This is a genomic window from Sphingobium chungbukense, assembly GCF_001005725.1.
In the GTDB taxonomy this organism is placed as follows: Bacteria; Pseudomonadota; Alphaproteobacteria; order Sphingomonadales; family Sphingomonadaceae; genus Sphingobium; species Sphingobium chungbukense.
On record NZ_LBIC01000001.1, the window covers coordinates 258742 to 272482 of the forward strand.

Below are 13741 nucleotides of genomic sequence, written 5' to 3' on the forward strand. Positions count from 1 at the left end.
TTGAACTGGGCTCCTGCCTTCGCAGGAGCACGGTGGTCTATCGGAGCGAATATCAGAGAAGACATGCGGCGTAGAATAATCACCACGGCGCTCTGCGCGCTTACGCTGACCGGCGCCGCGCCCGCGCCGCCCAAGCGGATCGTGTCGCTCAACGTCTGCGCCGATCAATATGTGCTGGCGCTGGCCGATCCGGGGCAGATCGCGGCGCTCAGCCCCTATGGTCATGATCCGGAAGTGTCGGCGGCGGTCGGCAAGGCGCGGGGTTTCCGGACCCTGAAACGTCCCGCCGAGGAAGTGCTGGCGCTCCGGCCCGATCTGCTGGTCGGCTTTCCCTCCGGAGAGGGCGTGGTGGGCGCACCTCCGGGACAATGGCGGACTTTGGGACTGGCGAGCGCGGACAGCTATGCCATGATTCTGGCGCAGATCCGGCAGGCGGCGGCGGCGGTTGGCCATCCCGAACGCGGCGAGGCGATGATCGCGCGGATGAACCGCGAGCTGGCCGCATTGCCCCGTGCGCGGCGCGGCGGGGTGGCGGCCTATTATCAGCGGCGCGGCTATATGACCGGGACGGGCACGCTGGTCGACGACATGATGAAGCGCGCGGGGCTGGTGAATCTGGCGGGGAAGTTGGGGAAACCGGCGCTCTCGCAAGTCTCGCTGGAAGAGATGATCGCGGCGCGGCCGGACTGGCTGATCGTCGAGAGCGGCAGCGAAAAGGTCGTCGATCAGGGGACGGAAATGCTGCACCATCCGATCCTGCGCGCGATCCCGCGCATCCGCGTGCCGCAGGCGTGGACGGTGTGCGGCGGCCCCGCCTATGTCGAGGCCGTCCGCTCCATCGTGGCGCAGATCGATGGCGCCGCGCACAAAGGCGTGGCGCAGATCGACGGCTCCGCGCACAAAGGCGTGGCGCAGGTGAACGCTGCGCCACGCCGTTAGGTGTCCGTCAGAAGCGGACACGCACGCCGCCATAGGCCGAGCGGCCATAAGTGCCATAGCCATAGACCGTGGCATATTTCTCATCGGTGAGATTGTCGATGCGGCCGTAGATTTCCAGATTCTCCAGGATCGGGAAGGAGGCCCGGACATTGGCCAGGGCATAGCCGTCCAGCCGGACCAGGTTGGTCGCGTCGTTGAAGCTGTCGCCCACCATCGTCACGGTCGCGCCGGTCGTGAGGCCGAAGGGCCAGACATAATCCGCCGAGACGCTGACCGCATTGGCCGCGCGGCGCGGCAGGCGGGCGCCGGTGTCGCGGTCGCGCGCATCGACATAGCTGTAGGCGGCCGTGACGGTCAGCGCGTCGACCGGCTTCAGGGTCAACATCGCCTCCACCCCCTTGGCGCGGGTGCGGTCGATATTGTTGTACCCGCCATAGAGGCCGATCGAATAGTCGTAATTGATCTGGTCCTTCGTGACGCGGCGGAAAGCCGTGACGGAAAGGATCGCCCGGTCGCCGCCCAGCCGCTGGTCGAAACCGATATCATAGCTTTTCGACCGTTCCGGGCGCAGGCCGGCATTGCCGACATCGGTGCCGTAAAGCTGGTAGAGCGAGGGCGCTTTGAACCCTTCGCCATAGCTGGCGCGGAAATTGGTCGCGCCGTTGTTGGGCGTGTAGTTCGCATTGGCGCCGAAGGTCGTCGCGCCGCCGAACTGGCTGTGATCGTCATGCCGCACGCCGCCGGTGACGGCGAGCCCAGTAAAGGGCTTCACGACCGCGAGCGCATAGACGCTGTCGATATCGGCCTTGTGGCTTTCGGTCGAACCGAAGCCGGAGAAGTCATAATCCGGCCGCTCATGTTCATAGCCGAAGATCAGCCTGGCCTGATCGACCGGCTGATAGACGCCTTCATATTCGAAGCGCAGATTGGTGCCCGAATAGCCGTAAGGCCCGAACGCGGACGTATAGTCGCGATCCATGCGGAACCAGGTGACGGCCGCGCGATTGGTGAGCCTGCCGTCGAACAGGGCGAGGTTGAGGCCGGCATAGCCGACATATTGATCCGATTTCGCGGTGTCGGCTGTGCTGTCGATCACGCCATTGTCGGTGTCCAGATCGGTATGGATATAATAGCCGCGCAGGTCGAGGCTGAGCGTGTCGGTGAAGGCCAGCTTCAGCTTGGCGTTGGCGGCGATATTCTCGTATCCGTCCTTTTCCGTGCCGTTGGCGGCGGCGGAAATGCCGTCGGTGTTGAAATAGGCGACGCCCACGCCGCCCGAGGCGATGCCGCTGCTGCCCGAAATATCGGCCTTGGCGTTCAATGTATCGCGATAGCCGTAATCGACCGAGGCGTTGCCCGCGAAACCGGCGGCGGGCGTGCCGGTCATGACGTTGACGACGCCGCCGATCGCCTGGCTGCCGTAGACGATCGAGTTGGAGCCGCGCAATATCTCGATCCGCTGGATATTGCCGGTCAGCAGACCGCCGAAATCATACATGTCGCCGATACCGCTGGTGTCGTTGACCTTGACCCCGTCGATCAGCACCAGCGTCTGCGTCGTTTCCGCGCCGCGTAGCGACACGCCGGTCACGCCGCCCAGGCTGCCGCTGCGGTTGAAGCGGACGCCCGGCGTGGTGGCGAGCAGATCGACGACGCTGACGCTCTGGCGGGTGCGGATGGTGTCGGCGTCGATGACGGTGACGGCCTGGCCGACTTCGTCGCGGGGCTGTTCGATGCCGAGCGCGGTGACGATGATCGCGTCATTATCCGCGTCGTCAGCCGCGAGCGCGGGCGTGGCCGCGAGCAGCGCGGCGAGAGAGATGGTGGCTTTCAACATTATGATGTTTCCCTGAGCGCCGCTGCGACTTCATGGCTCAGGGCATCCGCTCGCGCGGTCGGGACAGGGGACAGCCGACGCCAGTGCCGCCCCCGCACCGATGCGGCCCTGCGCCGCTTCGTCGCTCAGACGGAAAACACCGTGCCTTGGCCAACCCCTGGACCAGGGCAAGAGCGACCATGCGCCGGCAGGTCTCCTGGCTCGCGGGTCAATGCGGCGATGCACGCCTTCCCGGACTTGGCGTCCAGTGGCCGGTCTTGCGACCGAAGTGCATCGCGCTCACCGCTTACAGTTGCAGGGACAGCCGCGGAATTGGACGGTTGCCCGTCCGCACCGCATTCCCGTTTTCAGCCCTTTCGGGCACCGGCGCGATCTTCTTTGCGGTCGAGGCTTTGCCCCGTCCGCGCCGCGCGCCATAAGGGAAAGCAGGGCTTCTGCCAAGCGGGTTGAGGAGGGACGGGATGCGATTGCTGGGCGCGGTGCTGGCCGGAGGGCGCTCCAGCCGCTTCGGTAGCGACAAGGCGCAGGCGATGCTGGCCGGGCGGACCTTGCTGGATCATGCGGTGGCGTCCATCGCTCCCCATGTGGAAAGCGTCGTGATCTGCGGGCGCGAGGGCGGGCTGGCGGATCGCCCGGCGCCGGATATGGGGCCGCTGGGCGGGCTGAATGCGGCGCTGCATCATGCGGCGGCGCGGGGCTATGACGCGGTGCTGACGACCGGGTGCGACGTTCCGGTCTATCCCGAAGGGTTGGCGGGAGCGTTGATCGGGGACGGCGCGGCGGTCCTGAAAGGGCAGCAATTAGCGGGGTTCTGGCCCGTTTCATTGGCGGCAGAACTGGACGCGCATCTGGCCGAGGAGAATAACCGCTCCATTTATGGCTGGCTGGAGCGGATCGGCGCGCGGATCGTCGAGCGGCCGGAGTTCGTGCTGCCCAATATCAACCGGCCCGAGGATCTGGAGAGGTTGATCCTCAAGCCTTGACGGCGACGCCCGCCGCGATGTCCGCCGGAACATGGGTGGATGCCACCGCCTCGCCGATCAGCAGCAGGGTCGGGTGTTCGTCGCTGATCGTTTGCACCAGGAAGGCCAGCGCGGAGAGCTTGCCGCGGATCAGCCGTTCATGAGGCAGCGAGACATTGACCGCCACCATCACCGGCGTTTCGGGATCGCGCCCGGCGGCGATCAGCGAGCGGCTGATTTCTCCGGCGGCGGCGCGGCCCATATAGATGCCGAGCGTGCTGCCCGCGCTGGCCAGCGAAGCCCAATCCAGCTTCAACGGCTCGCCAGCCTTGAGATGCGCCGTCACCAGCGTCAGCCCGCGCGCGACGCCACGCAGGGTGAGCGAGGCATGGCCGCTCGCCGCCGCCGCGCTGGCGGTGGTGATGCCGGGGCAGATGCGGAAGCGGATACCGTCCGCTGCCAGATGCGCCATCTCCTCCGCCGAGCGGCCGAAGACCGAGGGGTCGCCGCCCTTGAGGCGCACGACGCGCTTGCCCGCCTTTGCCGCTGCCAGCAGCAGGTCGTTGATGCTTTCCTGTGCCTTCGAATGGCGGCCCGAGCGCTTGCCGACGCTGACCCGTTCCACGCCTTGCGGGATGAGGTCGAGCACGCCCGGCCCGACCAGCGCATCGTAGAAGACGATTTCGGCCGCCGCGATCAGCTTTTCGGCCTTGCGGGTCAGCAGGTCCGGATCGCCCGGCCCTGCGCCGACCAGCCAGACTTCACCGGGGGCGATCAGGTCATTCGGCTGCATGGAGCGTCTCCTGCTGGGCTTGGGCGAGGATATTGGCGATGGCCGGACGGCAGGACCCGCAATTGGTCCCGGCGCCGAGCGCCTTGCCGACGGCGGCCACGTTGACCAGTTGCTGTTCGCGGATCGCCGCGACGATCTGGTTGAGGCCGATGTCGAAACAGACGCAGACGGTCGCGCCCTTATCCGGCTGGCTGCCGGGGCCGCGCGCCGCGAGGACGGAGCCGCCCACCCCTTCGGTCTCCAGTTGCCGGATCAGCCAGTCGCGCGAGGGCAGCAGGCCGGTGCGGGTCACGAACAGCACGCCGTTCAGCCTGCCTTCGCTGATCGTCGCGATGCGCCGGGTGCCGCGCGAGGCGTCCATCGCCTCGACACGGTCGCCCTTGGGCAGGAAGGCATCGAGCCGCGCCGGGTCGCCATTGCCCGCAATCTCATAGAGCGCGCCGCCGGGCACAGTGATCCGCGTCGACCAGAGGCAGGGCAGCTTCACCGGCTCGTCGCCGCGCAGGATCAGGAAGCCCTTCCATTCGGTCGCCACCTTCTCGACGCTGGCCGGGGTGGACTTGAAGCCGGGCTGGCCCGAATGCGGGTCGACCAGCGGACGCGGGAGCAGGCCGGTGCGGCCGCCGCTCGCCTGTTGGTCGGTCCAGTGGATGGGGGTGAAGATTTCCCCCAGGCGCTGGCCTTCGCTGATCGCGACGCGGAAGAGGCTGTTGCCCTGCGCGGTCTGGACGCGGGCCAGATCGCGGTCGGCGATGCCCAGTAACTCGGCATCCTGCGGGTGGATTTCCACCAGCGGTTCCTCGCGATGGCGGGCGAGTTTCGGGGACAGGCCCGTGCGGCTCATCGTGTGCCACTGGTCGCGATAGCGCCCGGTGTTGAGCGTCATCGGCCACTGTTTCAGCGGCTCCTGAATCTCCATCTGCTTCGTCAGCACCAGCCGCGCCTTGCCGTCCGGCGTCGGGAAGCGGCCGTCGGAGAAGGGCCTTTCGCCACCCCAGCGGAACGGTTCCATGGCGTCATAGGCATCATTGCTGATGGTCGCCTGGCGGCGCAGGTTCAGCACGCGCGCGCCATCATTCTGATAGGCGGTGAGGCGCGCATGTTCGCGCCAGATGTCGGCGGGCCGGTCATAGGCAAAGGCGTTGCGCCAACCCATGCGGCGGCCGACTTCCTTGACGATCCACCAGTCGGGCCTGGCCTCCCCCGGCAGCGCGAGGAAGGGCCGCTGGCGGCTGACGGTGCGGTCCGAATTGGTGACGGTGCCGTCCTTCTCCCCCCAGCCTGCGGCGGGCAGGCGGACATGGGCATGGGTGGAACTGTCGGTGTCCGCCATGATGTCTGACACGACGAGGAAGGGAACCGCCTGCAACGCCTCGCGCACGCGGCCCGCATCGGGCAGCGACACGGCGGGGTTGGTCGCCATCACCCAAAGCGCCTTGATCCGGCCTTCGTTGATCGCGCGGAACAGGTCGACGGCTTTGAGGCCCGGCCTGGTCGCCATGGCCGGCGCGGCCCAGAAGCGGCCGACGCGCTCCACATTGTCCGGGGCGAAGTCCATATGGGCCGCCAGCGTCGAGGCAAGGCCGCCGACCTCGCGCCCGCCCATGGCGTTGGGCTGGCCAGTGATCGAGAAGGGCGCCGCGCCCGGCTTGCCGATGCGACCAGTGGCGAGGTGCACGTTGATGATCGCGTTGACCTGATCGGTGCCGCGGATCGACTGGTTGATGCCCTGGCTGAACATGGTGACGGTGCGCGGGGTCGCGGCGAACAGCTTGTAGAACTGTTCCAGCAGCGCGGGGGCGATGTCGCAGGTTTTCGCGGTGGTCCAGAGGTCGTGGCCGCTCCGGATATGCTCCCAGAAGCCTTCAGGCGCATTGACATGCTCAGCGAGGAAAGCGGGATCGGTGACGCCCTCTGCGTCGCACCATGCCAGCAGGCCGTTCATCAGCGCGACGTCGGTTCCCGGCTTCACCGGCAGATGGAGGTCCGCGCCTTCGCAGGTTTCGGTGCGGCGCGGGTCGATCACCACCAGCCTGGTGCCGCGCGCGGCGCGGGCCGCCTGGATGCGCTGATAGACGATCGGGTGGCACCAGGCGGTGTTGGAGCCGACCAGCACGATCAGGTCCGCTTCCTCCAGATCGTCATAGCTGGCGGGCACGACATCTTCACCGAACGCCCGGTTGTGCCCGGCGACGGCGCTCGACATGCAGAGGCGGCTGTTGGTGTCGATATTGGACGAGCCGATAAAGCCCTTCATCAGCTTGTTGGCGACATAATAATCTTCGGTCATCAACTGGCCGGAGACGTAGAAAGCCACACTGTCGGGGCCGTGGCGTTCGACGGTTTCGCGGAACTTCTTCGCGACAAGGTCCAGCGCCTTGTCCCAGCTTGCCCGCTTGGCGCCGATCATGGGCGCAAGCAGGCGGCCTTGCAGCCCCACAGTCTCGCCCAGATGCGTGCCCTTGGAGCAGAGGCGCCCGCCATTGGCCGGGTGCGCCTCATCGCCCAGAATCGTGACCGACCGCGGGCCGGTCGGCGTGGCCGAGATGCCGCAGCCGACGCCGCAATAGGCGCAGGTGGTGCGGATGGCCTGAGTCATGCCCTTACCTCATCTTCCTTGAGAGAGAATTGGGTGGAGGTGCGTGCCGCAAGGGATGACCAGCACACCCCCTCCACCCTGGCCCCTGCCGGCAAGAGCAGGGACCGGAAGCTCATGCCGCCGCCTTGAGCGAGGCCAGGCGGGCGATCAGGATGCGACCGCCTTCCTGTTTGACCTCTATGGTCGGCGTGCAGCCCTCGTCATTGCCCTGCGCCTCGCCTGTTTTCAGGGCGATGTTCCAGTTGTGCAGCGGACAGGCGACGCTGTGGCCGTGCACGATGCCCTGGCTCAGCGGGCCTTTCTTGTGCGGGCATTCGTTGACCAGCGCGAAGACATGGTCGTCACCGGTGCGGAACACCGCGATTTCCTTCTCGCCTGCAATCTGCACCGTGCGGGCGCCACGCTGGGGAATGTCGGCCAGCGTTCCGATGTCGATCCAATCGGTCATGTCGTTCACTCCGCAGCGATGGCGCCAAAGGGCATTGGGGGTTCAAGCGGCTGGTGCAGTTCGCTGTCCGCACCCGCTGCGCGCTGGGCCCAGGGGTCTTCCTGGCTGAAGCTCTGCGAATAGAGGAAGCGGCTGCGGAGCGCCTCGCGGCCCGCTTCGTCTTCCACGATGCGCTGCTTGATATAGTCCACGCCGACCCGCTCGATCCACGGCGCGGTGCGCTCCAGATAGCGCGCCTCCTCGCGATAGAGCTGGGTGAAGGCGGCGCAATAGTCCATCGCCTCCTGCTCGGTCGCGACCTTGCACAGCAGGTCGGTGGCGCGGACATGGATGCCGCCATTGCCGCCGACATGCAGTTCATAGCCCGAGTCCACGCAGACCACGCCGAAATCCTTGATCGTCGCCTCCGCGCAGTTGCGGGGGCAGCCCGACACCGCGATCTTGAACTTGTGGGGCATCCACGACCCCCAGGTCATCCGCTCGATCTTGACGCCAAGGCCGGTCGAGTCCTGCGTGCCGAAGCGGCACCATTCGCTGCCGACGCAGGTCTTCACCGTGCGCAGCGACTTGCCGTATGCGTGACCCGACACCATGCCCGCGGCATTGAGGTCGGCCCAGACGGCGGGCAGGTCTTCCTTCCTGATGCCGAAAATGTCGAGGCGCTGGCCGCCGGTGACCTTCACCATCGGCGCATCATATTTCTCGACCACATCGGCAATGGCGCGCAATTCACGCGGGTTGGTAAGACCACCCCACATGCGCGGAACGACCGAATAAGTGCCGTCCTTCTGGATATTGGCGTGCATGCGCTCATTCACGAAGCGGCTCTGCTGGTCGTCCTGATATTCGCCGGGCAGCGCGCAGAGCAGATAATAGTTCAGCGCTGGGCGGCAGGAGGAACAGCCGTCCGGGGTTGACCAGTGCAGCAACTGCATCACCTCGGGGATGGAGCGCATATTCTGCGCCACGATCTCGCGGCGGACGTCGTCGTGGGTGAAGCTGGTGCATTTGCACATCGTCTTCGGCCCGGACTGGACGTCATCGCCCAGCACCACCGCCAGCAGATTTTCGACCAGACCCGTGCAGCTTCCGCAGCTTGCCGACGCCTTGCAGGTGGCGCGCACCGCATCGAGGCTGCACGCGCCCTTTTCGATGCAGGCGACGACCTGGCCCTTGCTGACGCCGTTGCAGCCGCAGATCTCGGCATCGTCCGAGAGCGCCGCAACGGCCGCCTTAGGGTCCAGCGCGCCCCCTCCCGAGGCGCCAAGAGCCGCATAAGCCTGACCGAAGATCAGCAGATCGCGAATGTCCGCGACATCCTCTTCGCGCTTGAGCATGTCGAAATACCAGCCGCCATCGACGGTATCGCCATAGAGCACCGCGCCGACGATCTTGTCGTCCTTGACGATGACGCGCTTGTAGACGCCGCGGGAGGCGTCGCGCAGGACGATGTCCTCGCAACCTTCGCCGCCGGAGAAATCACCGGCGGAGAAGACGTCCAGCCCCGCGACCTTGAGCTTGGTCGAGGTGACCGAGCCCTTATAGCCCGTATGCTGGTCGGTCAGGCCGTCAGCGAGGCTGCGGCACATCTCCCACAGCGGCGCGACAAGGCCGTAGACATTGCCGTCATGCTCGACGCATTCACCGACCGCCAGGACATCGGGGTCGCTGGTCACCATGTGGTCGTCGACCTTGATACCGCGATTGACCTCCAGCCCGGCTTCGCGGGCCAGAGCGGTCGAGGGGCGGATGCCCACCGCCATCACCACCAGGTTCGCCGGGATTTCGGTGCCGTCCTTGAGGCGTACGCCCTCGACCTTGCCGTCGCCATAAATGGCTTCGGTGTTGGCGCCGGTCAGGATGGTCTGGCCGCGTCCTTCCAGCGCGCTCTTGAGCAACCAGCCCGCCGCTTCGTCGAGCTGCCGCTCCATCAGCGTGTCCATCAGGTGGATGACCGTCACCTTCATGCCGCGCAGAGTCAGGCCGTGCGCGGCTTCCAGCCCGAGCAGGCCGCCGCCGATCACCACCGCGCTGCCGCCGTTATTTGCGGCCTCCAGCATGGTGTCGACATCCTTCATGTCGCGGAAGCTGATGACACCGGGCAGATCCTTCCCCGGAACCGGGATGATGAAGGGGTCCGACCCGGTGGCGATCAGCAGCTTGTCATAGCCGACGGTGCGACCCGAATGGCTCGTGACGGTCTTGGCGGCGCGGTCCATGGCCGTCACCGGATCACCCGCGATCAGCTCGATATTATTCTCGCTGTACCAATCGCGGCTGTTGATGATGATGTCATCGAAGCTCTTTTCCCCGGCCAGAACCGGCGAGAGCATGATGCGGTTATAGTTCACATAGGGTTCCGCGCCGAAGATGGTGACGCGATAGCGATCCTTGTCGCGCGCCAGCAGTTCCTCGACTGCGCGGCAACCGGCCATGCCGTTGCCCACGACAACCAGATGTTCCCGAACATCCTCGGACGGCACGAAGATGTCCTCTTCGTTCGCCGTTTCCGGTCCGTTGTTCTGAAAATCCATCCCTTGACTCCAGAAAAAGAAAAAGGCCGCCATCCGGACCCCTGGGCTTTGAACCCAGAGGTCTGGATGGCGGCCTTGCCATCATTTGCGCTTTGCCGATCCGTCCCTGGACCAGCGCGGCTATGGAAGAAGGACAACCCTGTCCTTTGCATTGCAGCATATTCTTCTGACGATTCGCGTCAAGCGATTCCTCGCGCTGCGATGTATTTTACGCCGATGCCCGCCGCGCCTTATCGCAGACGCAAAAAATGGGCGGCGGCCTGTCACGGGCCGCCGCCTCCTCTCCTACCCGTTCATGCGCGATCAGATGCGGGCGGCGCCGGTCCAGGTCGCACGCCAGCGGGCACGGACCAGCGAGATGCCGAGGAACGCGACCAGGGCCAGCCCCGCGAAGATCAGGAAGCCGGGCGCGAAACTGCCGGTGAACTGCTTGGCGATGCCCAGCGACGAGGCGAGGTAGAAGCCGCCAATGCCGCCCGCCATGCCGACCAGGCCGGTCATGACGCCGATTTCCTGCGCGAAGCGCTGCGGCACGAGCTGGAAGACCGAACCGTTGCCGACGCCCAGCGCCAGCATCGCGGCGACGAAGAAGCCGAGCGCGGAGAAGAGCGTCGGCGCATAGGCAACCCCGGCCAGCGCCAGCGCGGCCATGATATAGACCATCATCAGCGCCTTGACGCCGCCGATCCGGTCGGCCAGCGCGCCGCCCATCGGACGGACCAGCGATCCGGCGAACACGCAGCCCGCCGTGCAATAGCCCGCGACCACCGGGGTCAGGCCGAACTGGTCGGTGAAATAGATCGGCAGCGAGGCGGCAAGGCCCACGAAACCGCCGAAGGTCACCGCGTAGAAGCCCATCAGCCACCAGGCGTCAGCGCTTTTCAGCGGATGGAAATAATCGACCAATTTCTTGGGCGCAGGCGCGTTGGGCGCGTTCTTCGCCATCAGCATATAAATGACGAAGACGATGGTCAGCGGAATGCAGGCCAAGCCCAGCACCGCGTTCCAGCCGAACGCCTTGGCCAGCAGCGGCGCGAACAGCGAAGCCAGCACCGTGCCCGAATTGCCCATGCCCGCAAGCCCCATGGCCTTGCCCTGATGCTCGGCCGGATACCAGCGGCTGGCGAGCGGCAGCGCGATCGCGAAGCTCGCGCCCGCAAAACCCAGGATCACGCCCAGCGCCAGCGTGCCGCCGAAGCTGTTGACGCCCAGGAACCAGGCCGTGAACAGGCCCAGGATGACGATGACCTGGCTGATCGCGCCCGCCTGCTTGCAGCCGATACGGTCGACCAGCAGGCCGTTGACCACGCGCAATATGGCGCCTGCCAGCGTCGGCACGGCCACCATCAGGCCCTTTTCCGCGGGCGTCAGGCCCAGCGTCTTGGAGATGGAAGGCGCCAGCGGCCCCAGCAGCACCCACACCATGAAGGCAAGGTCGAAATACAGGAAAGCGGCGATCAGGGTCGGCGTGTGCCCGGCCTTCCAGAAGCTGGTCTGGCCGGTCTCCCCCTCCCCTTCCGGGCTATCCCAATAAGCAGTTGCCATGATGACGTCCTTCAATCCTTGTGAATTGGACACAAAAAAAGCCGCTTCCGGACCTCGTTCTTCACGAAATCCGGCCAGCGGCTTTGCTGCAAAATCTGAAGGAGAACGCGATCCCAGCCTTGGGAAGGGCTCATCCTGTAAAACGCGCTTCGTCGCGCGACTCTTATGTTATCCCGCGAATCGCTTCATGTTGCAAGGCACAAAATGGGAAGCCGCCAACGGGTCAGAAACCGGCGAGGAAATCCTCGATCCGTTCGGGGTCGAACACGCGGCCATCGAAAAAGCGGTCCGGCCCCAATGTCAGTCCGCCCCGCTTCGACCCCACCGCCAGCGGAGAGGCCACCGCCCCTTCCACCTTCATGCTGGCGCCCGGTATCGCCACGTCGCTGTCGGCCAGCGCGCGGCGGAAAATGTCCGGGCGGAAGACCGATGCGGCCTTGGCGGCGTTGTCCGCGCTATGCTCCACCATCTTCCACCGGACGAGCTGCGAATAGATCCACAGCGCCTGGCTGCGCCACGGAAAGGGCGTCGCCTCGCGCGAGAAGAGCATGAAATCGGGCATGCCCATCGGCGCCATGTCGACACGCGGCACTATCCTGCCGGACAAGGCACGCAGGATAACCTCGGCCGGCTGGTCGACATAGTGCGGTTGCGAGAGCAGATGCGCCAGCGCCTCATGATGCTCCGGCGCGTCGCACCAGGTTGCGGCGCGGGCCAGTGCCCGCAGCAGCCGGTCGACGCTATCGGGATTTTCCTCCAGCCAGGGCGTGCGGAAGGCAAGTATCTTCTCCACCCCCCGCCGCCAGATGCGCTCACCGATCGCCACCGTTTCAGCGAGGCCCGCATCGATCGCCGCGCTGCCCCAGGGTTCGCCCGCGATGAAGCCGTCAATCTCCCCGGCGCGCATCGCCTCCACCGTCAGCGACGGCGGCAGCACCCGCAGCACCACGTCACGGTCCGGGTCGACGCCCGCGCTCGCCAGCCAGTAGCGCAGCATCACCGAATGGCTGGAAAAGCGGTGGACGACGCCGATCACCGGCTTGCGTTTCCACAGGCCGATGGCGGCGGCGAAATCATGCGCCGTGCCCAGCGGATCGTCGAGCCGCGCCGATATGTCGGGGTCCAGCGCCTGCGCGAATTCGCTCGCCATCACCAGCATGTTGCCGTTGACGTTGAGCTTGTAGGGGGCGGAGAGCGGCGCGGCCTGCTGGCTCAATCCCAGCGTCACGGCGACGGCGAGCGGCGCCAGCATATGCGCCGCCTGCACCTGCCCGAACACCAGCCGGTCGCGCAACGTCGCCCAGCTCGTCGTGCGGACGAGGTCCAGATGCAGCCCCTCCTCCTCCGCGAAGCCCCTTTCCCGCGCCACCGCCAGCACGGCGGCGTCGGTCAGCGGCAGGAAGGCGATGCGCAGGTCGGTCGTCATCACACTCCTCCCAACAAATCGCTGGCCGTGATGAGGGCCTGGGCGACATCCACGATCTTCTTCCCCTGATTCATCGCGCTCGACCGCAGCAGCGCATAGGCCTCCGGCTCGCCAAGGCCCCGCTGGCTCATCAATATGGATTTGGCGCGGTCGATGATCTTGCGGTCGGACAGCGCCGTGCGCGCCTCGTCCAGTTCGCTCTGGAGCCGGGCGAAGGCGTTGAAGCGCCGCACCGCCAGTTCCAGCACCGGCTTCACCCGTTCCTTGCGCAGCCCGTCGACGACATAGGCGGAGACGCCCGCGTCGATGGCGGCGCCGATCATGGAGTCGTCCGACTGGTCGACGAACATGGCGATGGGCCGGGCCAGCGCGCGGCTGACGGTCAGCATCTCCTCCAGCGTGTCGCGGCTGGGGCTGCCCAGGTCCATCAGCACCACGTCGGGTGCCATGCGTTCCACCCGCGCGACGAAGCCGCCGCGCGGCGGGACGATGTGAATATCGTCATAGCCCGCCTCGCGCAGCCCTTCTTCCAGGACCGTCGCACGCAGGCCGCTGTCGTCGATGATGACGATTCGCATGGACCCCACCTTTTTGCCACTCACTGACCGCGATGCTGCGCCGCGTCAATCAGGCGCGCCATGCAGCGGTTGCCAGACAC

The 13741-nt window shown here is 66.1% G+C and carries 10 protein-coding genes and 1 riboswitch; of the genes, 2 read left to right on the plus strand and 8 right to left on the minus strand.

Translation table 11 applies throughout. The features are described from left to right. Positions 1 to 63: 63 nt before the first annotated feature. Positions 64 to 939, plus strand: coding sequence for an ABC transporter substrate-binding protein (locus YP76_RS01265; RefSeq protein ID WP_046761805.1), 876 nt, complete (start codon positions 64 to 66; stop codon positions 937 to 939). 7 nt (positions 940 to 946) lie between these two features. Here the strand turns inward: YP76_RS01265 and YP76_RS01270 are convergent, their stop codons facing one another. Further along, a complete protein-coding gene (locus tag YP76_RS01270) occupies positions 947 to 2776 on the minus strand; it encodes a TonB-dependent receptor plug domain-containing protein (RefSeq protein WP_046761806.1) in 1830 nt (609 codons plus the stop codon). Positions 2777 to 2945: 169 nt separating this feature from the next. Beyond that, a riboswitch (cobalamin riboswitch) is annotated at positions 2946 to 3159 on the minus strand. Between the two features lie 78 nt (positions 3160 to 3237). Between YP76_RS01270 and mobA the strand changes: the two genes are divergently transcribed. Further along, a complete protein-coding gene (gene mobA, locus YP76_RS01275; protein WP_046761807.1) occupies positions 3238 to 3759 on the plus strand; it encodes a molybdenum cofactor guanylyltransferase in 522 nt (173 codons plus the stop codon). On the opposite strand, the gene cobA is transcribed toward mobA, so the two are convergent. The 7 genes from cobA to YP76_RS01310 form a co-directional block, all read right to left on the minus strand. Continuing rightward, positions 3749 to 4531: a uroporphyrinogen-III C-methyltransferase gene (gene cobA / locus YP76_RS01280; protein WP_046761808.1), complete on the minus strand. Its 783-nt coding sequence runs from the start codon at positions 4529 to 4531 to the stop codon at positions 3749 to 3751. The genes mobA and cobA overlap by 11 nt on opposite strands. Continuing rightward, complete coding sequence (locus YP76_RS01285) at positions 4518 to 7130, minus strand: nitrate reductase (protein WP_046761809.1); 2613 nt, start codon at positions 7128 to 7130, stop codon at positions 4518 to 4520. The genes cobA and YP76_RS01285 overlap by 14 nt, the downstream gene beginning before the upstream one ends. A gap of 112 nt (positions 7131 to 7242) precedes the next feature. Next, positions 7243 to 7578: a nitrite reductase small subunit NirD gene (gene nirD, locus YP76_RS01290; protein ID WP_046761810.1), complete on the minus strand. Its 336-nt coding sequence runs from the start codon at positions 7576 to 7578 to the stop codon at positions 7243 to 7245. Positions 7579 to 7583: 5 nt separating this feature from the next. Then, a complete protein-coding gene (gene nirB, locus YP76_RS01295; RefSeq protein ID WP_046762553.1) occupies positions 7584 to 10112 on the minus strand; it encodes a nitrite reductase large subunit NirB in 2529 nt (842 codons plus the stop codon). Between the two features lie 303 nt (positions 10113 to 10415). Beyond that, positions 10416 to 11657: a nitrate/nitrite transporter gene (locus YP76_RS01300; RefSeq protein ID WP_046762554.1), complete on the minus strand. Its 1242-nt coding sequence runs from the start codon at positions 11655 to 11657 to the stop codon at positions 10416 to 10418. Positions 11658 to 11880: 223 nt separating this feature from the next. Then, the gene (locus YP76_RS01305) at positions 11881 to 13083 is read right to left on the minus strand and encodes a CmpA/NrtA family ABC transporter substrate-binding protein (protein ID WP_046761811.1); all 1203 of its coding nucleotides are present in this window, start codon (positions 13081 to 13083) and stop codon (positions 11881 to 11883) included. After that, a complete protein-coding gene (locus YP76_RS01310; RefSeq protein WP_046761812.1) occupies positions 13083 to 13661 on the minus strand; it encodes an ANTAR domain-containing response regulator in 579 nt (192 codons plus the stop codon). The genes YP76_RS01305 and YP76_RS01310 overlap by 1 nt, the downstream gene beginning before the upstream one ends. Positions 13662 to 13741 lie beyond the last annotated feature (80 nt).

Bases quoted from the DNA above. Each gene is read 5' to 3' on its own strand.
- YP76_RS01300 (WP_046762554.1), bottom strand. From the start codon at position 11,657: ATGGCAACTGCTTATTGGGATAGCCCGGAAGGGGAGGGGGAGACCGGC.
- YP76_RS01305 (WP_046761811.1), bottom strand. From the start codon at position 13,083: ATGACGACCGACCTGCGCATCGCCTTCCTGCCGCTGACCGACGCCGCC.
- YP76_RS01270 (WP_046761806.1), bottom strand. From the start codon at position 2,776: ATGTTGAAAGCCACCATCTCTCTCGCCGCGCTGCTCGCGGCCACGCCC.
- YP76_RS01265 (WP_046761805.1), top strand. From the start codon at position 64: ATGCGGCGTAGAATAATCACCACGGCGCTCTGCGCGCTTACGCTGACC.
- nirD (WP_046761810.1), bottom strand. From the start codon at position 7,578: ATGACCGATTGGATCGACATCGGAACGCTGGCCGACATTCCCCAGCGT.
- cobA (WP_046761808.1), bottom strand. From the start codon at position 4,531: ATGCAGCCGAATGACCTGATCGCCCCCGGTGAAGTCTGGCTGGTCGGC.
- mobA (WP_046761807.1), top strand. From the start codon at position 3,238: ATGCGATTGCTGGGCGCGGTGCTGGCCGGAGGGCGCTCCAGCCGCTTC.
- YP76_RS01285 (WP_046761809.1), bottom strand. From the start codon at position 7,130: ATGACTCAGGCCATCCGCACCACCTGCGCCTATTGCGGCGTCGGCTGC.
- nirB (WP_046762553.1), bottom strand. From the start codon at position 10,112: ATGGATTTTCAGAACAACGGACCGGAAACGGCGAACGAAGAGGACATC.
- YP76_RS01310 (WP_046761812.1), bottom strand. From the start codon at position 13,661: ATGCGAATCGTCATCATCGACGACAGCGGCCTGCGTGCGACGGTCCTG.